Here is a 23,972-nt window from a genome sequence, read left to right as displayed (position 1 = left end):
TGTGACAGCAGCGTCAACCTGCTGCGTGACAGCGGCGTCAACCTGTTGCTACGACAACAGCGTCAACCTGCCGCCGTGACGACGGGAAGCAGCTCACCAGGATTCCGAGGCGCCTTCCCGCGGCCCTTCCGGGAGCGGCGCGAGCCCTTCCGCTCCGGACCGCAGCCGCATGGCCACCACCGGGAAGACCAGTACGGAGATCATCGCCGCACCCACCATCGCTGCCGCCTCGCCCGCGTCCAGTACGCCGCTGTCCTGGCCGATCGTGGTGATGGCGACCACCAGGGGCAGCGCCGTCGAGCCGTAGAGCATCAGCGCGGCGCGGTCCTTGCGGCCCAGATCACGGGGTGCGAGCAGTACGAGCGGCAGTCCGCGTACAACCAGCAGCAGGACGAGGAAGAGCGGGAGCAGCAGGAGTGAGCTGCCGTTCTCGAAGAGGGACGACAGGTCGAACTCGACGCCGGTGACAATGAAGAACAGTGGCACCAGGAAGCCGAAGCCCATCGCCTCCAGCCTCCCGAGAATTTCCTGGCTGCTGTCCGGCGCGGCCTCGTGCAGCACCAGCCGCATGATGACCCCGGCCGCGAACGCGCCCAGCAGGATGTCCAGTCCGAACACCTGCGAAATGCCGAGCATGACGGCCAGCAGCAGGACGAACAGCCGGATGGCGAACTGGCTGCTGCTGTGCAGCGTGCGGGCGATGATCCGGTAGAACCACATGGGGCTGGGCTTCAGGGCCCAGTAGACGGCACCGGCAGTCAGCAGGGCGAACGCGAAGAGCAGGATGGTCGACTCGCCGGGGTCCCGTCCGCTGAGCAGCAGCGCCATCGCGATGATCGGTCCGAATTCGCCGACCGCGCCGGTGGCCATCATCACCGAACCGAAACGGGTGCCCAGGTCGCCGGAGTCGCGCAGTACGGGCAGGACGGTGCCGAGTGCCGTACTGGTGAGTGCGGTGCCGATGACGATTGCCTTGGTGAGGTCGCCGGCGGCCAGTCCGAAGGTGATGGCCAGGCTGAGGGCGAGGGTGACGATCCAGGCGTAGCCGGCGCGCTTGAGGGTGTCGCCGCGGACCTTGGCGAACTCGATCTCGTATCCGGCGATGAACATCAAGGTGGCCAGCCCGAGGTCGGAGAGGGCGTTGATGACTTCTCCGGAGTGGGCCCAGCCCAGGACGTCCGGGCCGATCAGGATGCCCAGCACGATCTCGAAGATGACCAGCGGTACGGGCAGCCAGCGGCCGAGACCGTATGCCAGGAGCGGGGCGGCCACGGCGATCGTCATGATCAATACGAGTGTTGCGGACTGCGACATAAGCCGCTTTTCTACCACAAGGTGCACCGCGCGCTCGCTTCGCGGGCCGACCACCGGGAGGTTCACCACCGGGCCGTCCCGGCAGCACGGCGCCGCGCGCGTCATCGCGCAAACAGACACGCCGACGACGCACTCTTCGTCATCGAGCCCTCGAAAGGCACACCGAACGGCGCACCATACGGCCCGTCGAACGTCCCACCTCTGCATTCCCCCGCAAGGAGGCCTACCCAAGGAACCCACCCAAGAAGGCCCCGCCGCCACATCCGGCGGAGCATCCAGGACCGTACGGGACCTCCGAAGCGCCTCGCAACCAGGCACATCCGCTGGTCACCGACGGTCTCACGACCGACGGCGACCAGCAGGGCAACCTGGAGCCCCACGGCAGCACAAGAGCGCACCCACACCTGGCATCAATACCCCCTAGGGGTATAAAGTCGGGGTCGTCGGGAAACGCCGGGGACTCTCGGGACTCCGGAGTTCCCGCGCCACACGTGCATGTCAGTGAAGACTTCGAGCACGGCGACCACACGCACCAAGGAGAGACCCATGACTGCCGAACAGACCAACGGCTCCTGCTGCTCCCCCGAGGGCTCCTGCAACTCCGGGACCACCGACGTCCAGGTGGGCGACGTCACCGCCACGTACAAGGTGAGCGGCATGACCTGCGGTCACTGCGAAGGCGCCGTCTCCACGGAGATCTCCGAAATCCCGGGCGTGAACTCGGTCCAGGCGTCCGCCGCCACCGGCCTGGTGACCGTCGTCTCCAAGGCGCCGCTCGACGAGACGGCCGTGCGCGCGGCGGTCGACGAGGCGGGCTACGAACTCGAGGGCCGGGCGGCCTGATCCCCATGACCGGTACGACCGCGCAGGCGCGGGTCGAACTCGCCATCGGCGGGATGACCTGCGCCTCGTGCGCGGCGCGCGTGGAGAAGAAGCTCAACCGGATGCCGGGCGTCAGCGCCACCGTCAACTTCGCCACCGAGAAGGCGCGGGTCGAGTACGGCGCCGAGGTATCGGTGGACGATCTGATCGCCACGGTCGAGAAGACCGGCTACACCGCGCAACGGCCCACGCCGGCCGAACCCGCGAAGCCGTCCCCGGCCGGCGCCTCCGAGGGGCCCGGCGCCGCGTCCGCCACGGAGGACGGCTCCGGCTCCGACCCCTACGACCGGGAGCTGGCCGCACTGCGCCAGCGGCTGATCATCTCCGCCGCGCTGGCCGTTCCGGTCGTCCTGCTGTCGATGATTCCTTCGCTCCAGTTCGACGACTGGCAGTGGCTGTGCCTGACCCTGGCCGCGCCCGTCGTGGTCTGGGGCGCGTACCCCTTCCACCGGGCCACCTGGACGAACCTGCGGCACGGCGCCGCCACGATGGACACCCTGGTCTCCATCGGGACGCTCGCCGCCTTCGGCTGGTCCCTGTGGGCGCTGTTCTTCGGCGACGCGGGGATGCCCGGCATGCGGCACGGTTTCGCCTTCACCGTGCCCCGTACGGAGGGCTCCTCGGCGATCTATCTGGAGGCCGCGGCCGGGGTGACGGCGTTCCTGCTCCTCGGCCGCTACCTGGAGGCCCGCTCCAAGCGGAAGGCGGGCGCCGCGCTGCGTGCGCTGATGGAGCTGGGCGCGAAAGACGTGGTGGTGCTGCGGTACGGACGCGAGGTACGCGTCCCGGTGGAGCAGCTGGCCGTCGGCGACCGGTTTGTCGTGCGCCCCGGAGAGAAGGTGGCCACGGACGGCACGGTCGTCGAGGGCGCTTCCGCCGTGGACGCTTCGATGCTGACCGGCGAATCGGTACCGGCCGACGTGACTCCCGGTGACAGCGTGACGGGTGCGACGGTGAACACCAGCGGCCGGCTGGTGGTCGAGGCCACCCGGGTCGGCGGTGACACGCGACTGGCGCGGATGGCGGCGCTGGTCGAGGACGCTCAGAGCGGCAAGGCCGAGGCGCAGCGTCTCGCCGACCGGGTTTCCGCCGTCTTCGTCCCCGCCGTGCTGCTGGTGGCGCTCGGCACCCTGGCCGGTTGGCTGCTGGTGACCGGCGATGCGACCGCGTCCTTCACGGCGGCCGTCGCCGTACTGATCATCGCCTGCCCCTGCGCTCTCGGCCTGGCGACGCCCACCGCCCTGATGGTCGGTACGGGCCGAGGCGCCCAGCTCGGCATCCTCATCAAGGGACCCGAGGTCCTGGAGTCCACCCGCCGCATCGACACCGTCGTACTGGACAAGACCGGCACGGTGACCACCGGCCGGATGCGCCTGTACGAGGCCGTACCGGCGCCGGGTGTCGCCGAGGACGAGCTGTTGCGGCTGGCGGGTGCGCTGGAGCACTCCTCGGAGCATCCGATCGCCCGCGCTGTCGCGGACGGGGCGCGTGAGCGCCTGGGCGCGCTCCCGGAGCCGGAACAGTTCGAGAACGTGGCCGGTCTCGGCGTGCGGGGCGTGGTGGAAGGCCGCCGCGTCCTCGTCGGGCGTGAGCGGCTGCTGCGTCAGGACTCCGGAAGTCCGGAAGCCTCCGGAGGCTCGGAAAGCTCCGGAGGCTCCGAAGGCGGGGCGATGCCTGACACTGCGGGCCTTCCGGAGGCGCTGGCCGCCGCCAGGGGAGCCGCCGAGGCCGCGGGGCGGACCGCCGTGCTCGTCGCCTGGGACGGGCAGCCACGCGGCCTGCTGTCGGTTGCCGACTCCGTCAAGGAAGGCAGCGCCGAGGCCGTACGCCGGCTGCGCGCCTTGGGACTGTCTCCGGTGCTGCTGACCGGGGACAACAAAGCGGTGGCCGACGCGGTGGCGGCCGAGGTGGGCATCGACGAGGTGATCTCGGAGGTACTGCCCGAGGAGAAGGTCGCGGTCATCGAGCGGCTGCGCGGCGAGGGGCGCAGTGTGGCGATGGTCGGCGACGGCGTCAACGACGCGGCCGCTCTGGCCGCCGCGGACCTGGGGCTGGCCATGGGGACCGGTACGGACGCGGCCATCGAGGCGGCAGACCTCACCCTCGTACGCGGCGATCTGCGTGTCGCGGCCGACGCCATCCGGCTCGCCCACCGGACGCTGGCCACGATCAAGGGAAATCTCTTCTGGGCGTTCGGCTACAACGTCGCGGCGGTTCCGCTCGCGGCGGCCGGCCTGCTCAATCCGATGATTGCGGGGGCGGCGATGGCCTTTTCCTCGGTCTTCGTGGTCAGCAACAGCCTCCGGTTGCGGCATTTCCGGTGAGGGATGCGCGCGACGCGGATTCTTTTTTTGCCTTCACAATCTCCCTACAACTGACACAACACCCATACGGAAGGGCTTCGATCTCCAGATCGAGGCCCTTGACCGTATTCGCCCAGTTATGACAGGAGACCCAGATCACATCACTTGGAACGTAACCATTGTGGGGGGTCGCGAGTCTAACCGTGCGGTGCAGGCACCTCGGCGGGGCCTGTACCGCAACGGCCAGGCTGGTCTTGGGGGACTTCGCCCGGCAACGCGTGGCCGGGGCGACGTGCCCGGGGAGCTTTGAGCGGCCCTCCCGTACGTGCGCGTCCCGGCAGATCGCGGGCACCACCATGAAGCGCCCGGACGGATCCCGTGGGGGGAATCCGACCCGGGGAACAAGGGAAGCGCCCCGCGCTCCGGACCCGTGGGGGGATCTGGAGGCGGGGCGCTTTCTGCTGGACGGACCGGCCCGGGCCGCCACGCGGGCGGCCGGCCGGTCAGCAGCTGTCCCGGAGTCCGGAGGCGCTCAGCGCTCCTCGACCGGAACGAAGTCGCGCTCGACGACCCCGGTGTAGATCTGGCGCGGGCGGCCGATACGGGAACCCGGCTCCTTGATCATCTCGTGCCACTGGGCGATCCAGCCGGGCAGCCGGCCGAGCGCGAAGAGCACGGTGAACATCTCGGTCGGGAAGCCCATGGCCCGGTAGATCAGACCGGTGTAGAAGTCCACGTTCGGGTAGAGCTTGCGCTCGACGAAGTAGTCGTCGGAGAGCGCGTGCTCCTCCAGCTTGAGCGCGATGTCCAGCAGCTCGTCGGACTTGCCGAGCGCCGAGAGGACGTCGTGCGCCGCCGCCTTGATGATCTTCGCCCGGGGGTCGAAGTTCTTGTAGACGCGGTGCCCGAAGCCCATGAGCTTCACGCCGTCTTCCTTGTTCTTCACCTTGCGGATGAAGGCGTCGACGTCACCGCCGTCGCGCTGGATGCCCTCCAGCATCTCCAGCACCGACTGGTTGGCGCCGCCGTGCAGCGGGCCCCACAGCGCGTTGATGCCGGCCGAGATCGAGGCGAACAGGTTCGCCTGCGAGGAGCCGACCAGACGCACGGTGGAGGTCGAACAGTTCTGCTCGTGGTCCGCGTGCAGGATGAGCAGCTTGTCCAGAGCGCTGACCACGACCGGGTCGAGGTCGTACTCGGCGGCGGGCACCGAGAAGGTCATGCGCAGGAAGTTCTCGACGTAGCCGAGGTCGTTGCGCGGGTAGACCACCGGGTGGCCGACCGACTTCTTGTACGCGTACGCAGCGATCGTCGGCAGCTTGGCGAGCAGCCGGATCGTCGAGATGTGGCGCTGCCGCTCGTCGAACGGGTTGTGGCTGTCCTGGTAGAACGTCGACAGCGCGCTGACCACCGAGGACAGCATCGCCATCGGGTGGGCGTCCCGCGGGAAGCCGTCGAAGAACCGCTTGACGTCCTCGTGCAGCAGGGTGTGATAGGTGATGTCCTGCTTGAAGGTCGCCAGCTGGTCGACGGTGGGCAGCTCACCGTTGATCAGCAGGTACGCGGTCTCGACGAACGTGCTGCGCTCTGCGAGCTGCTCGATCGGGTAGCCGCGGTACCGAAGAACCCCGTTCTCACCGTCCAGATAGGTGATCGCGGATTTGTACGCGGCGGTGTTGCCGTAACCGGAATCCAGGGTCACCAGACCGGTCTGGGCGCGCAGCTTCGAGATGTCGAAGCCCTTGTCGCCGACGGTGCTGTCGACGACCGGGTAGCTGTATTCGCCGTCCCCGTAACGCAGTACTACAGAGTTGTCGCTCACGTCATCCCTCACCGACGTTGTGCCTCTTCTTCGAGGTGCCCTGACTGCCTATACCTTCCCCCATTTGGACCTTGGCCGTGCACTCGGGGTCGGCCATAGGGCCTGTGGGCGGCACTCAGTGCCGCTCCAGGTGCCCATCCTGCTCCCCTTCGCCCCGATTGGGGAAGAGGTGACCACGCACCGCACCGGCGAGTCGGTGCCGTAGCGCGGTCCACCGCCGACCGGCGGATACGGTGCGTACGGCCTGTCCCAAAGCCTTGCGCGAGCCGACCAGTACCACCAGTCCTTTTGCCCGCGTGACGGCCGTGTAGAGCAGGTTTCTCTGCAACATCATCCACGCGCCGGTGGTGACCGGAATCACCACCGCCGGATACTCACTGCCCTGGGAACGGTGGATGGTCACCGCGTAGGCGTGTGCCAGCTCGTCCAGCTCGTCGAAATCGTACGAGATCTCCTCGTCCTCGTCCGTGAGCACCGTCAGCCACTGCTCGTCCTGGTTGATCTTGGTGACGACGCCGACCGTGCCGTTGAAGACGCCGCTGTGTCCCTTCTCGTAGTTGTTGCGGATCTGCGTCACCTTGTCGCCGACCCGGAACACCCGGCCTCCGGAGCGCCGCTCCGGCTTTTCGGGCCGCGCCGGGGTGAGGGCCTGCTGAAGGAGGCCGTTCAGCGTGCCGGCGCCGGCCGGGCCGCGGTGCATGGGGGTGAGCACCTGGATGTCCCGCCGCGGGTCCAGGCCGAATTTCGCGGGGATGCGGCGCGCGACCACGTCGACCGTGACCCGTCCGGCCTCCTCGGAGTCCTCCTCGGCGAAGAGGTAGAAATCGGTCATCCCCTCAATGATCGGCAGTACGCCCTCATTGATGCGGTGGGCGTTGGTGACCACGCCGGAGTGCTGGGCCTGTCGGAAGATCCGGGTCAGCCGTACGGCCGGGACCGGGCAGTTCTCGGCGAGCAGGTCGCGCAGCACCTCGCCCGCGCCCACCGAGGGAAGCTGATCCACGTCGCCCACGAGGAGGAGGTGGGCTCCCGGCGGTACCGCCTTGATCAACTTGTTGGCGAGCAGCAGGTCGAGCATGGACGCCTCGTCGACCACCACCAGATCGGCGTCGAGCGGCCGGTCCTTGTCGTACGCGGCGTCCCCGCCCGGTTTGAGCTCCAGCAGACGGTGCACCGTGGACGCTTCGGCTCCGGTGAGCTCCGAGAGCCGCTTGGCGGCCCGGCCGGTGGGGGCCGCGAGCACCACCTTGGCCTTCTTGGCACGGGCCAGCTCCACGACCGAACGGACCGTGAAGGACTTTCCGCACCCCGGCCCGCCGGTCAGCACCGCGACCTTCTCGGTGAGCGCCAGCCGTACCGCGGCCTCCTGCTCGGGCGCCAGCGTGGCCCCCGTCCGCTTGGCCAGCCAGGTCAGCGCCTTGTCCCACGCGACGGTGCGGAACGCCGGCATCCGGTCGTCGTGCGTCCGCAGCAACCGCAGCAACTGGGACGCGAGCGAGAGCTCGGCCCGGTGGAAAGGGATCAGGTAGATGGCAGTGATGGGGGCCCCGCCCTCCGGAGACGGCACGGTCTCGCGGATCACGCCTTCCGGATCCGACGCCAGCTCGCCCAGACAGTCGATGACCAGGCCCGTGTCGACCTGGAGCAACTTGACCGACGCGGCGATCAGGTCTTCCTCCGGGAGGTAGCAGTGCCCCTGATCGGCGGACTGCGAGAGGGCGTACTGCAGGCCCGCTTTGACCCGGTCCGGACTGTCGTGCGGGATGCCGACGGCCTGCGCGATGCGGTCGGCGGTCAGGAAGCCGATACCCCAGACGTCGGCGGCGAGACGGTAGGGCTGGTTCTTGACCACGGAGATCGAGGAATCGCCGTACTTCTTGTAGATGCGCACCGCGATGGAGGTGGAGACGCCCACCCCCTGAAGGAAGATCATTACTTCCTTGATGGCCTTCTGCTCTTCCCAGGCGTCACCGATCAGCTTCGTGCGCTTCGGGCCGAGTCCGGGGACCTCGACGAGGCGCTTCGGTTCCTTCTCGATGATGTCGAGGGTGTCCAGACCGAAGTGTTCGGTGATGCGGTCGGCCATGACCGGGCCGATGCCCTTGATGAGGCCGGAACCGAGGTAGCGCCGTATGCCCTGGATCGTGGCGGGCAGGACGGTGGTGTAGTTCTCGACGGTGAACTGCCGTCCGTACTGCGGATGGGAGCCCCAACGGCCTTCCAGCCGCAGTGATTCCCCCGGCTGCGCGCCCAGCAGCGACCCGACGACAGTGAGGAGATCGCCGGAGCCGCCCGTGTCCACACGTGCGACCGTGTAACCGGTCTCCTCATTGGCGTAGGTGATCCGCTCCAGGACCCCTTCGACCACGGCTGGAATGAACATGAACCGACGGTACCGCCAGGGTCCGACATCGCGTTCGGGCCTGTGGATAACTCGGTCGAGAGGCTCCGTGACGCGGTCCGGCGACCGGTTTCCGACAGCTTCCGTATCTCTCGCAGCGGGCCCTGCGACGCCGGTTCGGCAGACTGCGCCGCAGACGCTTCGAGGGGCCCGGTCTGACGACCGGACCCCTCGCTTCCCCCTCCGTGCGGCCCCCTGATCCCCCCTCGGATCCCCCCGGTTCCCTCTCCCCTCGGGAGCCTGACGACAAGTACGACCCACCCGGCCAGGGAACGGTTGCACGGATCCGGTGAGTTATCTCATCGTTACCTGGTGTGCATGACCTGAGTGGTGAACCGCGCCACGACCTCGGCCAATACCTCCGCCCCTGGCCGCTCCCACAGCGCCGGGTTGAAGATCTCGACTTCGACGGGCCCCCGGTAGCCGGTGGCGTCGACCTGCTCGCGGAACCATCGCAGATCCACCGCGCCGTCGCCGAGTTGGCCCCGCCCGAGCAGCACACCGGCGGGCAGCGGTGTCACCCAGTCGGCGAGCTGGAAGGCCGCGATACGGCCTCCGGCGCCCGCACGGACGATCTGCGAGCCGATCGTGTCGTCCCACCACAGGTGATAGGTGTCCACGACCACGCCCACCTGCTCGGCCGGAAACCGCTCGGCGAGCGCGAGGGCCTGGGCGAGGGTGGAGACGACACACCGGTCTGCTGCATACATGGGGTGGAGCGGTTCGATCGCGAGGCGCACCCCCACATCAGCGGCGTACGGCGCCAGTTCGGACAGAGCGTCGGCGACCCGCTCCCGCGCGCCGTGCAGATCTCGCCTGCCCGGCGGCAGCCCGCCTGAGACCAGCACGAGAGTTTCGGTGCCGAGGGTGGCGGCTTCTTCGATGGCGGCGCGGTTGTCCGCCAGAGCGTCCGCCCGCTCCTTGGGGTCGAGTGCGGTGAAGAAACCCCCGCGGCAGAGGCTGGTGACGGTCAGCCCCGCGTCCCGTACGAGCCGCGCCGCAGCAGCCGCTCCGTATTCCTGCACGGGGGCGCGCCAGAGGCCGACGCCACACACTCCCGCCTTCGCGCAACCGTCGACGAGTTCGGGCAAGGACCATTGCTTGATCGTCTGCTGGTTGAGACTGAAGCGGGCGAACAGGGCGTCCGGTTCTTCCGGCCGGGGCGGAGGAGCGCTGCTCATGCCAGTCGGAGGAGTGCTGTTCATGCCGCTCGGAGGAGTGCTGCTCATGCCGCACCTCCGTACACCGAGACGAGCTGGCGCATGCGGAAGGCCGCCAGGTCCGGGTCCGGGAACAGGCCGAGACGACCCGCCAGTTCGTATGCCCGCTCCAGATGGGGCAGTGAGCGCGCCGACTGGAGGCCGCCGACCATCGTGAAGTGCGATTGATGCCCCGCGAGCCAGGCGAGCAGGACCACGCCGGTCTTGTAGTAACGCGTCGGCGTCTGGAAGAGATGGCGAGAGAGCGCGACGGTCGGGTCGAGCAGCTTGCGAAAACCGGCAGTGTCGCCACTGTCCAGGAGGCGTACGGCGTCGGCCGCCAGCGGGGCAAGCGGATCGAAAATGCCCAGCAGAGCGTCGCTGAAGCCGTAAGCGTCGCCAGCAATCAGCTCGGGGTAGTGGAAGTCGTCGCCCGTGTAGCACCGCACGCCGGCCGGGAGGCATCGGCGCAGCTGAACCTCGCGGTCGGCGTCCAGCAGCGACACCTTCACGCCGTCCACCTTGTCGGGGTGCTCGGCGATGATCTGCAGAAACGTCTCGGTAGCGGTGTCCAGCTCCGTACCGCCCCAGTAACCCTCCAGAGCCGGGTCGAACATCGGGCCGAGCCAGTGGAGGATCACCGGCTCGGCGACCTGGCTCAGCAGGTGTCCGTAGATTTCCACGTACGCTTCCGGCCCCGCGGATGTCGCGGCGAGCTGCCGGGATGCCATGACGATGGCTTGGGCACCTGCACGCTCCACGAGCGACAGCTGCTCCTCATAGGCGGCCCGGATGTCGGCCAGTTTCGCAGTCGGCGCGTCCAGTTGGTCCGTACCGACGCCGCAGGCGATGCGCCCGTCCACCGCCGATGCTTCTGCGGCGGAGCGGCGAATCAGCTCGGCCGCAGAAGACCAGTCGAGGCCCATGCCGCGCTGCGCGGTGTCCATGGCTTCGGCCACGCCCAGGCCGTGCGACCACAGATGGTGGCGGAAGGCCAGAGTGGCGTCCCAGTCGATGGCGGCGTGGCCATCGGGGGACGCGTCGGCGAAGGGGTCGGCGACCACGTGGGCTGCGGCGAAGACGGTACGGGAGGCGGGTGGGGCGGCAGGGCTTGCGCGCCCGCTGGACAGCGGAGGGGATTCAGGGCCAAGTCCGGCTTGAGCGCCGGCAGCGATCCCGGGCCCGGCGACGCGCCCGTTTCCGTACGGCGGTGTACCGCCCGTCCCGCTCCCCTCACCGCTCATCGCCCCAGCTCCGGTACGTCCAGGCGGCGGCCCTCCGCCGACGACTTCAGCCCCAGTTCGGCGAGCTGAACGCCGCGCGCGCCCGCTGTCAGGTCCCAGCGCCAGGGCTCGTCTCGCACGACATGGCGCAGGAACAGTTCCCACTGCGTCTTGAAGCCGTTGTCGAAATCCGCGTTCTCCGGGACCTCCTGCCACTGGTCGCGGAACGGCTCGGTTGCTGGGACGTCCGGATTCCAGACCGGTTTCGGTGTCGCGGCACGGTGCTGTACACGGCACTTGCGCAATCCCGCGACAGCGGAGCCTTCCGTGCCGTCCACCTGGAACTCGACGAGTTCGTCGCGGTGAACCCGCACAGCCCAGGAGGAATTGATCTGCGCGACGATGCCGTCGTCCAGCTGGAAGATCCCGTACGCGGCGTCGTCCGCGGTGGCCTCGTACTGCTTGCCGTTCTCGTCCCAGCGGCGCGGTACGTGGGTGGTGACCTGCGCCTGTACGGTTCGTACGCGCCCGAAGAGTTCGTGCAGGACGTACTCCCAGTGGGGAAACATGTCGGCCGCGATGCCGCCGCCGTCTTCGGCGCGATAGTTCCAGGACGGTCGCTGAGCCTGCTGCCAGTCGCCCTCAAACACCCAGTAGCCGAACTCGCCTCGTACGGACAGGATGCGCCCGAAGAATCCTCCTTCGACCAGGCGACGCAGCTTGAGCAGGCCGGGAAGGAAAATCTTGTCCTGTACGACGCCGTGTTTGACGCCGGCTTCGTCGGCCAGCCGGGCCAGTTCCAGCGCGCCGTCGAGACCGGTGGCAGTGGGCTTCTCGCAGTACAGGTGCTTCCCGGCAGCAATCGCTTTCTTCACTGATTCCTCGCGCGCGGCGGTGACCTGGGCGTCGAAGTAGATATCGACGCTGTCGTCCGCGAGCACCGTGTCCAGGTCGGTGCTCCAGTGCTCCAGGCCGTGGCGCTCGGCCAGCGCCCGCAGTTTGTGTCCGGCGCGGCCCACGAGAATCGGTTCGGGCCAGATCACCGTGCCGTCACCGAGGTCCAGGCCGCCTTGTTCCTGCAGCGCGAGGATGGAGCGCACCAGGTGCTGGCGGTAGCCCATGCGCCCGGTCACGCCGTTCATGGCGATGCGTACGGTTTTTCGTGTCACGGTCCGGCCCTTCCTTCTGGAGAACTCGGCTCGCGCAGCGGGCGCGATGCGGCGCAGGCGCGCACAGCAAGCGGTAGACAGCGGTTGACGGTTCATGACGACGGCGGTCGAGCCGATGGTGAGCGCGGACCGGAATCGCGTAGTAAGCGCTTTCCATCGCGGGAGAAGCTAGCCTGCGGCACAAGGCAAGGACAAGAGGCACGACAGGGGGCGGGGCGGCCGATGGCAGTAAAGCTGGCGGATGTTGCGGCGCGGGCGCGAGTTTCGACGGCGACCGTCTCACGCGTGCTGAACGGCAACTATCCGGTCGCCGAGAACACCCGCGCCCGTGTGTTGCGCGCCGTGGCGGACCTGGAGTACGTGGTCAACGGCCCGGCCAGCGCGCTGGCCGCAGCCACCTCCGACCTGGTGGGCATTCTCGTCAACGACATCGCCGACCCGTTCTTCGGGATCATCGCCTCGGCCGTGCAGGCTGAGGTGAGCGGTGGCGTGGGCAGGCGGCCGACCGGAGTCGCGGGCACCCGAACGGGTGACGGCGATACGCGCCGCACCCCCGGCAGTGCATACGGACTCGTGCCGCCCGGCGAGAAATTGGCTGTCGTGTGCAACACCGGCGGCTCTCCGGAGCGCGAACTCACCTACCTCACGCTGCTTCAACGTCAGCGTGCAGCCGCAGTCGTTCTGACCGGCGGTGCGGTGGAGGACACCGGTCACGCGACGGCGGTGAATGCGGCACTGTCGCGGCTGGCCGCTGCCGGTACCCGGGTGGTGCTGTGCGGCCGTCCGCCCGTACCGCCGGAAGCCGGCGCGCTGAAGACGGGGCCGATTCCTCAGACGCGTACCTCCGTAGAACGTTTCTTCTCCTCCCGGCACGCCACTCCGCGCGCCCCCGCCGCCCTCTCCCCCGCCTCCCCCTCACCTGGCGCCGTCTCCCCCGTCGCCCTCGCCTTCGACAACCGCGGCGGCGCGCGGCGACTGACGGAGCATCTGGTCTCACTCGGCCACCGGAACATCGGGTACATCGCGGGACCGGCCGGGCGTACCACCACGCGTCACCGACTGGAGGGCCACCGCGCCGGACTCGCCGTACACGGCATTCCCGACCCGGCCCACCGCACCGTCCATGGCGCTTACGACCGCACCGCCGGCTACGACGCCGCTCGGGAACTACTACGTCGGGACGCTTCCTTGACGGCCGTGATCGCGGCCAACGACACCGCCGCCCTCGGCGTGTGCGCCGCCCTGCGTGACCGCGGTCTGCAAATACCCGGCGACGTCTCCGTTGCGGGCTTCGATGATCTTCCGTTCAGCGTGGACGCCGCCCCGGCGCTCACCACCGTACGGCTGCCGCTCCAGGAAGCCGGTGCCCGGGCCGGACGGCTGGCGATGGGCCGCGAGGCACCACCGCCAGGGGACGTCGCCATGATCCCCGCCGAATTGATGGTGCGCGGATCGACCTCCGCACCACACTCTTGACCCAGTCAGCCTCGACCGAGTCAACGGTAGGCGCGGAACGCCATGAGGTCATGACAGGACAAGAAAGAAGTTTCCAGGAGATCCGCAGGTGTGGACGCCGCCGATCTGCATACGTCGCTCTCCCTGGACGCGGGCTACCTCAGCAGGCAGCTGACCACATTCGAGAAGAACGGGCTGATCACCTGCGGCCCCTCCGGGCAGGACGGGCGGCGGCAGCGCCGTCACGCTCACCGACGACGACCGCGCGATCTCGGGCCTTCTGAAGGAACGTTCGTGCAACACGGCGGTGACGCTCCTCAAGCGCCCTCCTCGCACGGACCGGGCGCGGCTCGCGGAATCGATGCGCCCGTACGCCAGCTGCCCGGCGCCACGCCGGAACGGCCGGAGCCAGGGCAGCGGCTGCGCGCCCCCGAACCCACCCCGATGATCTCGGAATGGTGCAGCGCAACGCCGATTTGTACGCGCGGGCATGCGACTTCGGCCTCGGTTACGGAGCGCTGGTGACCCGTATCGCCGCCGAGTACGCCGCGTGCTACGCCCCTCGCTGGGACCGCACGTGGAGCCGGAAGCGCGCGGACACGGGGGCGACCGAGCACTCGTGTCCGCTTGCGTCGGCTTCGCGCTGATCGCCGAGAAGCCGCACCACAGTTTCGGTCGGGGCCTCGTCGGACGGGACTGGCGTTTGCCGCTCTGATCTGTGTTCACATGGTTCTCATGAGCGATATGCGATATGCGTTCTCGACACTCGGAGTGCCCGGGATGCCGGTGGGCGAGGTCGTGCAGCTGGCGGCCGGCGCCGGATTCGGCGGGGTGGAGCTGCGGGCCCATCCTGAGGAACAGGTACATCCGCGCATCGGGTTGCGTGAACGCGCCGATGTCCGTCAGCAATTCGTTGACGCCGGGGTGGAGATCCTGGCGGTATCCGGTTACGCGCGGGTGGCCGCGGCCCGTGACGAACGCGGGGAGGAGGAACTGGCGGCGGAGTTGACCGAGCTGGTCGTGCTCGCTTCGGACCTGGGAGCGAAGTTCGTCCGGGTGTTCCCCGGCGGTGGTGACCGGCCCGCCGATGAGGCCGACGCGGATGCGGCCCGGCATCTGGCCGCCGTCGCGCCGTTCGCCGCGGAGCGGGACGTCCGCGTTCTCCTGGAGACGCACGACTCGCACCCCCGCGGGGCCGACGGGGCGCGGGTACTGGGTCCCGTAGGGCACCGGCACATCGGCGCGCTTTGGGACGTTCTCCACCCGTGGCTGGATGGCGAGGCGCCGGCCGACGCGTTCGCCGCGCTCGCGCCGTATCTCGGCTTCGTGCAGGTCAAGGACGTCGCCTCGGCCGAGGACACCACTCCCCTGCCGCTCGGCGCCGGTACGGTCCCCCTGGCCGACTGCATCGGTGTGCTCGCCCGCAAGCAGTGGGACGGCTGGTTGTGCTGGGAGTACGAGAAGCGCTGGTATCCACGCGCCGCCGACCTTCCCGGGCTGCTGAGCGCGGGGCGCGAGCACCTGGAACAGCTGGTGGCGTCGGCCGCTGTGTGAGGGGCGCGAAGCCAAGAGGCGTGGAAGTACCCGCTCCGGTTGTCGCATTCTGGTTGCGGGAGCGCCGCTCGTCCGCATGAGGCCCGCCGAGATACGTATGCGTAGGGGAAGCCGACGTAAGAAGGGAACACCGACGTACTCAGGGGAACCCGGCGTATTCAGGGGAACCCGGCGTACTCAAGTAACCCCGACGCACGTCGGGCCAGTGCGGTACGGGCGGCTTCGGAGACGCTGTCGTATCGTCCGTGGCCGCACCTAGAGCACATCCCCCCACATCTGCACCATTTCCCGTATTCACGCCGAACCGGGGAACCCACTCGGGCCGCCGACCGTCAAATCGGTGTGCTGTGTGACCCCGCAGAGCGGTGTCGGCCTCGCTGCTGGCTGCGTTGCTGACCACCCTCTCCGCCGCCTGCGGCCGGCAGCACCCGCCACCGGTGCACCCCCCTCCAAACGCGCCGGTGGCGGATCACCGGCCCCGGCATGCCCGCGCCCGGCCACCGCACCCAGTGCCCACACCCGCTTCTCCCTTTTCTCTGTGCGCGGCTGTTCCGCTCGGCGCCGCCCTGTCCCCCGACTGGCAGAGCCGTCGAGGATTGACCGGCAATACTTTTCCGACTACTCGTGAATTCTTGGAAGTTTCCTTCAGACCGCCGGGGCAGCATCCGGCGAGGAAGCCCTCCGGAAGGAGCGCAGATGCACTCCAGACGTACCGTCCTGACCACCGCCGCGGCCGCCGCCTGTGCCATGGGTACGGGCGGCGGCGCCGTTCACGCCGCTGCTTCCGGCCCGCGTGCCGCCAGGGCCGCAGATACCGGCGCCCGCGCCCGCGCGTTCCGGCTCATCTCCCGGATGAACCTGGAGGAAAAAGTCGGGCAGTTGTTCGTGATGCGGGTCTACGGACACTCCGCGACCGCGCCGGACCCTGCTGACGCCGAGGCCAACCGCAAGGAGATGGGCGTCTCCAACGCCGCGGAACTGGTCGCCAAGTACCACCTCGGCGGCATCATCTACTTCGGCTGGGCGCACAACACCCGTGAGCCCCATCAGATCGCCGACCTCTCCAACGGCATCCAGCGCGCCGCGGCCGCCCTGCGCGTCCCCGTACCACTGTTGATCTCCACCGACCAGGAGCACGGCATAGTGGCACGGATCGGCGCGCCCGCCACGCTCTTCCCGGGCGCGATGGCGCTGGGCGCCGGCCGCTCGCGCGAGGACGCCCGTACGGCCGGCCGGATCGCGGGCGAGGAACTGTACGCGATGGGGATCCGACAGGATTACGCGCCGGTGGCCGACGTGAACGTCAACGCCGCGAATCCGGTGATCGGCGTACGGTCCTTCGGTTCCGACCCGAAAGCGGTGGCGCGGCTGGTCACCGCCCAGGTGCGGGGGTACGAGGGCGCCGGGGTGGCGGCGACGGCCAAGCACTTCCCGGGGCACGGCGACACCGACACCGACAGCCACATCGGCCTGCCCTACATCCGCCACACCGCCGAGGAGTGGGAACGGCTGGACGCTCCGCCGTTCCGTGCCGCCATCGAGGCAGGCATCGATTCGATCATGACGGCGCACATCGTCGTGCCCGCCTTCGACGCGAGCGAGGACCCGGCCACGCTATCTCACCCGATCCTCACCGGCATTCTGCGCGAACGCCTCGGTTACGACGGCGTGGTGGTCACCGACTCACTCGGTATGCAGGGCGTACGGACGAAGTACGGTGACGCCCGGGTGCCGGTGCTCGCGCTCAAGGCGGGTGTCGATCAGTTGCTCAATCCGCCCGACATCGCCGTTGCCTTCGCGAGCGTGCTCAATGCGGTACGGACGGGAGAACTGAGCGAGCGCGCCATCGACGAGAAGCTGATCCGCATTCTGCTGCTCAAGGAACGGCGGGGGCTGTTCGACGATCCGTACACGACGCACCGCGCGGTGGAACGTTCCGTCGGCACGCGGCGGCACCTCGCCACGGCGGACCGGATCGCGGACCGTACCACCACGCTGCTCGTCAACGACGGCGGACTGCTGCCGCTGTCCCGGCGCGCGCAACCGCGTCTGCTGGTGGCCGGTGCCGACCCGGCGTCGCCGTCCGGGACCGGGGGCCCGCCCACCAAGGTGCTCGCAGAAACCTTCAATCAGCTGGGTTTCACGGCAACCGCGCTCCCCACCGGCACGGCGCCCACCCGCGAGCAGATCGACCGGGCGGTCGCGGCGCTGCGCGAACAGGACGCGGCTGTCGTGGCGACGTACAACGTCACGGCTGCCTCGTCGCAGCGTTCGCTGATCGAGGCACTGCTGGACACCGGCAAACCGGTCGTGCAGGTGGCCGTGCGCAACCCGTACGACATCGCGCAGTTGACGGGCGTACGCGCGGCACTGGCCACCTATTCGTGGACGGACGTGGAACTGCGGGCCGCGGCCCGGGTGATCGCCGGCCGGCGCGATCCAGAAGGGAAACTGCCGGTTCCGGTGATGCGCGCCGACGCGCCGGGGACCGTGCTCCACCCGGTCGGACACGGTCTCTCGTACTGAGCCGACCGGCCGATGCGTACGCAGCTTGCGTGCGTAGCTCGTGGACGTAGCCCGAGGGCCCGGTTCGTGGGCGTAGCTCGCGGGCGTAGCTTGCGGGCCCAGTTCCTGGGCCCGTACGGCTCTTCGTCCCCCCGGCCCCGCAGCAGGGCGTACTGCGCGCCCCGTACCTCGTGCGCAATGCGTCCGTTGCGCCTGGCGTGCGCCTGAATGGGCGGGTCACGCTGGGGTGCACGCACCGGGGGGGGGACGCAGGGGGGCCGCGATGCGCGGGGTCATGGGACACGGTGGCGGCACGTCGAGCTGCGTGGTGGCGGCTCTGCTGATCGTGGCGCTGTCCGCCTGCCAGCGCGAGAACAGCGGCCCGGCCCCGGACGGGAACGAGGGTGCGGCGACCGCGTCCCCGTCCGTGGTGGCCACTTTTCTCGCCCGCGGTACGTGCAGCACCCGCGGCCGCACCGTCTTCCACCAAGTGTCGTGCCGCAGCGAGAAAGCCGCGGCCCTGGTGCTGTCGCGATACGACGGTCCGCAGGCGCTGGGGCCGCTCTGTCCGGAGCGTACGGACTTCGTCCTGCACATCAGCGAACACCGTCCGGACTCCGACGAGAACGGTGACGGCTCGGTGCCGCAGGGCTACGCCTGTATGCGCAATCTGGAAGCACCGCATCCCGGCGACCCGGGCGGGGGCGGCGGACCGCGCACCATCGTCGGGGACTGCGTCCGCCCGCTGCGACAGGGCGAGGTGAAGGAGACCGCCTGCGACGGTACGGGGGCTCAGGCCCCGCGGTTCAAGGTGACGGCGGCGGCGCGCTCTCGCGCCGCCTGCCCGGCCGACACGGACCTGTACGTACAGCTGGGCGGCGGGGCACCGGTCGGGTGCGCCCGCCGCCTGTGATGCGTACGGCCCGGGGACGAACGAACGGGGCCCCGCGGGCCGGCCCATCAGCCGCCGTACGTCAGCCGCCGTAACCGCTGTGCGTCAGCCGCCGTAGCCGCTGCACGTCAGCCGCCGTGCGTTTCACGGACGCAACATCTGCATCTGCGAGTCGTCGCGCTTGTCCAGCTTCTTGTCGTACGGAGCGAGCGGCGCGAACTTGGCGTTCTGCGGCGCGTCGACATCCGCCCACTCGAGCAGCGCCGCGGTCGCCTTCTTGCGGTCGGCCTCGCGCAGCTTGGCGATGTTCGAGCCGTGGTTGCCGCCCGGGACCTTGTAGACGTACGAGTCCTCGGAGCCGGAGCCCAGGCGGAACGGCTCGGCGCTCCACGGGTCCCACTCGCCGTTCACGAACATCATGCGCTCGGCGTCGTGGCGGACCCATCGGTCCACGTCGCGCATCGCGTGCTTGTCGAAGAAGTTCATGGGGATGTCACGCGGCACGAAGGTCCGGGAGTTGTTGATGCCCGGGTAGCGCAGCAGGTCCTTGAGGTGGTCGTACTTGTAGCCGGGCTCACCGAGCTGGGTGCCCGCCTGGTAGTAGTACGGCATGTTGGTCTCAAGACCCTGGTCGGTGTAGCTGTCGAAGCCGCCGACCTTGTCGATCCACTTCCACAGTTCGTCCGTGGTGGCGGTCTTCTTGGGCACCTCGGCGCAGGCGGTGGCGGCCGGCTGGTACTGCCAGAAGCCGAACACCAGGTCGGTGACGAGAACCTCGTACGCCTTGTCGATGTTGCCGACGACCTTGAAGGTCTTCTTGTTCGTCTGCGCCCACTCCGTGTAGCGCTTGACTATCTCGCCGCGGCGCAGCAGCGCCTCGCGCTCCAGCGTCGCGAGGTCGGCGCGGCACTGCGCGGTGCCGACGGTGCGGAAGAACCGGTCGTACGCCGAGTCCTCCTTGTTGTTCACGTCGTTCGGGGCGACGTAGGCGACCGTGCCGTCCATGTCGTCCGGGAAGAAACGGCGGTAGTACGTGGCGGTCATGCCGCCCTTGCTGCCGCCGGTGGATATCCAGTTCTGGTCGTAGATCCGGTGCAGCGCCTTGAAGATGCGGTGCTGGTCAGTGGCCGCCTGCCGGATGGTGAGCTTCTTCCAGTCGGCGGGCTGCGGCCGCGACGGGTTGAAGTACCGATACTCCATCGACACCTGGTTGCCGTCGATGATCTGCGTCGGCTCGCTGCGCCGCACGTCCGTGCTGACGTTGTAGCCGGAGGTGAAGAAGACCGTGGGCCGGTCGACGGACTTGTGCAGCAGGGTCAGCCGCTGCTGGAAGCTCCCCTTGGAGGGGTGCTGGTGATCGATCGGCTGGGTGTAGTTCAGGACGAAGAAGCGGTAGCCGTCGACCGGCTTCTCCTGGATGAGACTCATTCCCGGGATCGCCAGGATCCGGTCCTTGATGTCGGTCGCCTTCGGCTTGGCGGTGGTGGCCGCCGTCGCCGACGCCGTGCCCGCACTCGCCGTGCCTATGAGCACCGCGAGAGACAGCAGGCATCTGATGGCCTTGCGCATTGCACCCTCCCCTTGGGATAGCAAAGGTCGGGGTGAACCTATCGGCGCGGCAACGGACCCACCAGCCCCCTTTTTCCTCATAAGGGGGCCGGTGGCCGATCGTTACGAAGGCGAATCGCCGGTCGACCGGCCACCGGACCACCGGTCCGCCGGCGCTTTGCGGCCGGGATGTCGCGGTGCTTCTTCAGGCCGCCACCGGCTCCTCCTCGCCTGTGAACGTGCGCCACAGTTCGGCATAGCGGCCGCCGCTGGCCAGGAGTTGGGCGTGGGTCCCGTCCTCGGCGACCCGGCCGTGGGCGAGGACCACGACCCGGTCGGCGCGGGCGGCGGTGGTCAGGCGGTGCGCGACGACGAGCGTCGTACGCCGTCCGGCCAGCCGGTCCGTGGCCTCGTTGACGGCGGACTCGGTGGCCAGGTCGAGGGCGGCGGTGGCCTCGTCGAGCAACAGGATGTCGGGATCGACAAGCTCGGCGCGGGCGAGCGCGAGCAGCTGGCGCTGGCCGGCGGAGAGGTTGCGGCCGCGTTCGGCGACCTCGTGGAAGTAGCCGCCGTCGAGTCCGGCGATCATGTCGTGCGCGCCGACCGCGCGGGCCGCGGCCTCCACCTCGGCGTCGGTGGCGTCCGGCCGGCCGTACGCGATGGCGTCCCGGACCGTACCGGCGAACAGGTAGGACTCCTGCGGTACGACGCCGAGGCGGTGCCGGTAGCCGGTGAGGTCCAGTTCGCGCAGGTCCGTACCGTCGACGCGGACGGCGCCCGCGGTCGGGTCGTAGAAGCGCGCCACCAGTTTGACCAGGGTGGACTTGCCCGCTCCGGTCTCGCCGACGAAGGCGACGGTCTGCCCGGCGGGGATGGTCAGGTCGATTCCGGAGAGCGCCGTGACGTCGGAGCTGCGGGAGCCGTGCGAGCCGCCTGCGCCTGTGCCACCGCCACCAGCTCCGGAGCCAGAGCCAGCTCCGGAGCCAGAGCTGGAGCTGGAGCTGGAGCCGGATCCGGAGCCGGAATCCGCGCCTTCGGCGCCGCCGTACCGGAAGTGCACGTCCTCGAAAGTGATCTCGCCCGCCAGCTCGCGCACCGGTCGCGGATTCGCGGCCTGCGGCGTGGTGGTCGGTTCGCGCAGCAGTTCCTGGATGCGGCCGAGCGAGACGGCGGCCTGCTGGTAGCCGTCGAAGACCTGCGAGAGCTGCTGTACGGGGGCGAAGAAGAGGTCGATGTAGAGCAGGTAGGCGACCAGCGCGCCCGCCGTGAGGGTGCCCTCGCTCACCCGGCCGGCGCCGACGATCAGGATGAGCGCCGCTGCGACGGAGGACAGCAGCTGGACGAACGGGAAGTAGACCGAGATCAGGAACTGTCCGCGGACGCGGGCCGCGCGGTAGGCGTGGCTGCGTTCCGCGAACCGGTCGGCGCCGCTGCGCTCGCGGCGGAAGGCCTGCACGATGCGCAGTCCGGCGACGCTCTCCTGGAGGTCGCCGTTGACGACGCTGATGCGTTCGCGGGCGAGTTCGTACGCCTTCACGCTCTGCTTGCGGAAGAAGTACGTACCGATGATCAGCGGCGGGAGGGTGGCGAAGACGACCAGGGCCAGCTGGACGTCGATGACCAGGAGCGCGACGAGGATGCCGAAGAAGGTCAGCACGGAGACGACGGCGGTGACCAGGCCGGTCTGCAGGAACGTGGACAGGGCGTCCACGTCCGTCGTCATCCGCGTCATGATCTTGCCGGTCAGCTCGCGCTCGTAGTAGTCGAGGCCGAGGCGCTGGAGCTGCGCGAAAATCTTGACGCGCAGCGAGTACAGGACGCGTTCACCGGTACGGCCCGTCATGCGGTTCGAGCCGATCTGAGCCGCCCACTGCGCGATGACGACGAACAGGGCCAGACCGGCTGCCGTCCAGACACCCGCCAGTTGCGCGCGCCGTACGCCGTCGTCGATGCCGTGCCGGATGAGGACGGGAAGCAGCAGACCGGCCACGGCGTCCACGGCGACCAGCGCGAGCGCGACGGCCAGCGGGCCCCCGAACCCGCGCAGCAGTCGGCGCAGACCGTAGGACTTCTCCGGGCGGACGGCCCGTTCCTCGTCGATGTCGGGTGTGTCGGTCGCGGGCGGGAGGGCGGCGACCTGGGCGAGGAGCTCCGGGGTGGTGGGCATACCGGGTGCGGCGGCGGACGCTCCGAGGGCGTCGGGTCCGCTGTCCGTTTCCTTGCCGGTGCGGACCCACAGGCCGGGGGTGATGCCGCCGACGCGGCGGTCGGGCGTGGTTCCGTCGGGCGTGGTGCCGTCGGGAGCCGCGCCTGCCGGGTCGCGTTGTACGCCTGCCGGATCGCGTTGTATGTCCGTCGGCTCGCATCGCGCGCCCGCCGGATCGCGTTCCACGTCCGCCGGATCGTGTTCGGCCCCGCCCAGTTCCTCCGGGTCGGTCAGCAGGCGGCGGTACAGCTCGCAGCGGCTCTCCAGTTCCTCGCGCGTACCGATGTCGACCAGTCGGCCGCCGTCCAGGACGGCGACGCGGTCGGCGAGGGCGAGGGTGGAGGCGCGGTGGGCGATCAGCAGCGTCGTACGGCCCGCCATCACTCCGCGCAGCGCCTCGTGTATCTCGTGTTCGACGCGGGCGTCGACGGCCGAGGTCGCGTCGTCCAGGACCAGCAGCCGCGGATCGGTGAGGATCGCGCGCGCCAGCGCGACCCGCTGGCGCTGGCCGCCGGACAGGGTCAGGCCCTGCTCGCCGACCTCGGTGCCGTAGCCGTCCGGCAGGGCGGATATGAAGCCGTCGGCCTGTGCGGCACGCGCGGCGATACGTATCTGCTCGTCGCTGGCGTCCGGGGTCCCGTAGGCGATGTTGTCGCGCAGGGAGTCGGAGAACAGAAAGCTGTTCTCCGGGACGAGGCCGATGGCCGCGCGCAGCGATTCGAGGCTCAGGTCGCGTACGTCGTGGCCGCCGACCAGGACCCGGCCCGCGCCCACGTCGTAGAAACGCGGCAGCAGCAGCGAGACGGTGGACTTGCCGCTGCCGGACGTACCGACGACGGCGACGGTCTCGCCGGGCTCGATGCGCAGCGAGAAGTCCTCCAGGACGGGCCGGCCGTTTCCGTATCCGAAGGAGACGTTCTCGAACTCGACGGTGGCGGGCGCGTCGGCGGGCAGTTCGTGCGCCTCCCGGCGCTCCTCGATGAACGGCTCGGTGTCGACGAGCTCGAAGACCCGCTCGACGCCGGCGCGTGCCTGCTGCCCGACGGTCAGCATCATCGCGAGCATCCGCACGGGCGCGACGAGCTGGGCGAGGTAGGTGGAGAAGGCGACGAAGGTACCGAGGGTGATCTGCCCGTTGGTGGCCAGCCAGCCGCCGAGCGCCAGCATGGCGACCTGCCCGAGGGAGGGCACCGCCTGGAGGGCAGGGGTGTAGCGGGCGTTGAGCCGTACGGTACGGAGCCGGCCGGCGAAGAGACGGCGGCCCGCCGTGCGCAGCTTGCCGGTCTCCTGCTCCTCCTGCCCGAAGCCCTTGACGACACGGACGCCGGAAACCGCGCCGTCGACGACACCCGCGACGGCGGCGGCCTGCCCCTGCGCGTACCAGGTGGCGGGGTAGAGGCGGTTGCGGCTGCGCTGGGCGATGAACCACAGGGCGGGGGCGACGGCGAGCGCGACGACGGTGAGCAGAGGGGAGAGCACCACCATCACGACGAGCGAGA

Annotated in this window: 14 protein-coding genes; 6 read left to right on the top strand and 8 right to left on the bottom strand. The window is 69.4% G+C overall.

Annotation, left to right across the window (positions count from 1 at the left end; translation table 11 throughout):
• Window positions 1–93 precede the first annotated feature (93 nt).
• Window positions 94–1,314 (bottom strand): cation:proton antiporter, encoded by a 1,221-nt coding sequence (locus A6A06_RS12815; protein ID WP_073761339.1) that lies wholly within the window; start codon window positions 1,312–1,314, stop codon window positions 94–96.
• A gap of 546 nt (window positions 1,315–1,860) precedes the next feature.
• On the opposite strand from A6A06_RS12815, the gene A6A06_RS12810 reads away from it, so the two are divergent.
• Window positions 1,861–2,157 (top strand): heavy-metal-associated domain-containing protein, encoded by a 297-nt coding sequence (locus A6A06_RS12810; RefSeq protein WP_073761338.1) that lies wholly within the window; start codon window positions 1,861–1,863, stop codon window positions 2,155–2,157.
• A 5-nt stretch (window positions 2,158–2,162) separates the two neighbouring features.
• Window positions 2,163–4,520, top strand: a complete 2,358-nt coding sequence (locus tag A6A06_RS12805) for a heavy metal translocating P-type ATPase (RefSeq protein WP_073761337.1) — start codon at window positions 2,163–2,165, stop codon at window positions 4,518–4,520.
• Between the two features lie 511 nt (window positions 4,521–5,031).
• Here A6A06_RS12805 and A6A06_RS12800 read toward each other — a convergent pair.
• The 5 genes from A6A06_RS12800 to A6A06_RS12780 form a co-directional block, all read right to left on the bottom strand.
• Entirely contained in the window at window positions 5,032–6,321 is a 1,290-nt protein-coding gene (locus tag A6A06_RS12800; protein WP_073761336.1) for a citrate synthase, read from the bottom strand.
• A gap of 115 nt (window positions 6,322–6,436) precedes the next feature.
• Complete coding sequence (recD2, locus tag A6A06_RS12795; protein WP_073761335.1) at window positions 6,437–8,704, bottom strand: SF1B family DNA helicase RecD2; 2,268 nt, start codon at window positions 8,702–8,704, stop codon at window positions 6,437–6,439.
• A gap of 323 nt (window positions 8,705–9,027) precedes the next feature.
• On the bottom strand, window positions 9,028–9,903 hold the full coding sequence (locus A6A06_RS12790; RefSeq protein WP_073761334.1) for a sugar phosphate isomerase/epimerase family protein: 876 nt from the start codon (window positions 9,901–9,903) through the stop codon (window positions 9,028–9,030).
• A gap of 44 nt (window positions 9,904–9,947) precedes the next feature.
• Window positions 9,948–11,165 carry a dihydrodipicolinate synthase family protein gene (locus A6A06_RS12785; RefSeq protein ID WP_079193982.1) on the bottom strand — a complete coding sequence of 406 codons (1,218 nt, stop codon included), beginning with the start codon at window positions 11,163–11,165 and terminating at the stop codon, window positions 9,948–9,950.
• A complete protein-coding gene (locus A6A06_RS12780) occupies window positions 11,162–12,313 on the bottom strand; it encodes a Gfo/Idh/MocA family protein (protein ID WP_073761333.1) in 1,152 nt (383 codons plus the stop codon). Before A6A06_RS12780 ends, A6A06_RS12785 begins: the two co-directional genes overlap by 4 nt.
• Before the next feature lie 222 nt (window positions 12,314–12,535).
• Here A6A06_RS12780 and A6A06_RS12775 point away from each other — a divergent pair, with 222 nt between their 5' ends.
• The 4 genes from A6A06_RS12775 (at window position 12,536) to A6A06_RS12755 (ending at window position 18,740) form a co-directional block, all read left to right on the top strand.
• A complete protein-coding gene (locus tag A6A06_RS12775) occupies window positions 12,536–13,789 on the top strand; it encodes a LacI family DNA-binding transcriptional regulator (protein WP_073761332.1) in 1,254 nt (417 codons plus the stop codon).
• Between the two features lie 723 nt (window positions 13,790–14,512).
• Complete coding sequence (locus A6A06_RS12765; protein ID WP_073761330.1) at window positions 14,513–15,322, top strand: sugar phosphate isomerase/epimerase family protein; 810 nt, start codon at window positions 14,513–14,515, stop codon at window positions 15,320–15,322.
• 696 nt (window positions 15,323–16,018) lie between these two features.
• The gene (locus A6A06_RS12760; RefSeq protein ID WP_073761329.1) at window positions 16,019–17,848 is read left to right on the top strand and encodes a glycoside hydrolase family 3 protein; all 1,830 of its coding nucleotides are present in this window, start codon (window positions 16,019–16,021) and stop codon (window positions 17,846–17,848) included.
• Window positions 17,849–18,110: 262 nt separating this feature from the next.
• Window positions 18,111–18,740, top strand: a complete 630-nt coding sequence (locus A6A06_RS12755) for a hypothetical protein (protein ID WP_073761328.1) — start codon at window positions 18,111–18,113, stop codon at window positions 18,738–18,740.
• A gap of 123 nt (window positions 18,741–18,863) precedes the next feature.
• Here A6A06_RS12755 and A6A06_RS12750 read toward each other — a convergent pair whose 3' ends face one another.
• Both A6A06_RS12750 and A6A06_RS12745 read right to left on the bottom strand, forming a co-directional pair.
• A complete protein-coding gene (locus tag A6A06_RS12750) occupies window positions 18,864–20,288 on the bottom strand; it encodes a S28 family serine protease (protein WP_073761327.1) in 1,425 nt (474 codons plus the stop codon).
• A gap of 184 nt (window positions 20,289–20,472) precedes the next feature.
• A partial coding sequence (locus A6A06_RS12745; protein WP_242440710.1) for an ABC transporter ATP-binding protein occupies window positions 20,473–23,972 on the bottom strand: 3,500 nt, incomplete at its 5' end.

This window comes from Streptomyces sp. CB02923, assembly GCF_001905005.1.
Classification (GTDB): Bacteria; Actinomycetota; Actinomycetes; order Streptomycetales; family Streptomycetaceae; genus Streptomyces.
The sequence above is the reverse complement of the archived record's forward strand: the minus strand, read 5'-3'. Positions and strand labels throughout refer to the sequence as shown.

Bases quoted from the DNA above. Each gene is read 5' to 3' on its own strand.
- A6A06_RS12815 (WP_073761339.1), bottom strand. From the start codon at position 1,314: ATGTCGCAGTCCGCAACACTCGTATTGATCATGACGATCGCCGTGGCC.
- A6A06_RS12810 (WP_073761338.1), top strand. From the start codon at position 1,861: ATGACTGCCGAACAGACCAACGGCTCCTGCTGCTCCCCCGAGGGCTCC.
- A6A06_RS12805 (WP_073761337.1), top strand. From the start codon at position 2,163: ATGACCGGTACGACCGCGCAGGCGCGGGTCGAACTCGCCATCGGCGGG.
- recD2 (WP_073761335.1), bottom strand. From the start codon at position 8,704: ATGTTCATTCCAGCCGTGGTCGAAGGGGTCCTGGAGCGGATCACCTAC.
- A6A06_RS12790 (WP_073761334.1), bottom strand. From the start codon at position 9,903: ATGAGCAGCGCTCCTCCGCCCCGGCCGGAAGAACCGGACGCCCTGTTC.
- A6A06_RS12785 (WP_079193982.1), bottom strand. From the start codon at position 11,165: ATGAGCGGTGAGGGGAGCGGGACGGGCGGTACACCGCCGTACGGAAAC.
- A6A06_RS12775 (WP_073761332.1), top strand. From the start codon at position 12,536: ATGGCAGTAAAGCTGGCGGATGTTGCGGCGCGGGCGCGAGTTTCGACG.
- A6A06_RS12765 (WP_073761330.1), top strand. From the start codon at position 14,513: ATGCGATATGCGTTCTCGACACTCGGAGTGCCCGGGATGCCGGTGGGC.
- A6A06_RS12760 (WP_073761329.1), top strand. From the start codon at position 16,019: ATGCACTCCAGACGTACCGTCCTGACCACCGCCGCGGCCGCCGCCTGT.
- A6A06_RS12755 (WP_073761328.1), top strand. From the start codon at position 18,111: ATGCGCGGGGTCATGGGACACGGTGGCGGCACGTCGAGCTGCGTGGTG.
- A6A06_RS12750 (WP_073761327.1), bottom strand. From the start codon at position 20,288: ATGCGCAAGGCCATCAGATGCCTGCTGTCTCTCGCGGTGCTCATAGGC.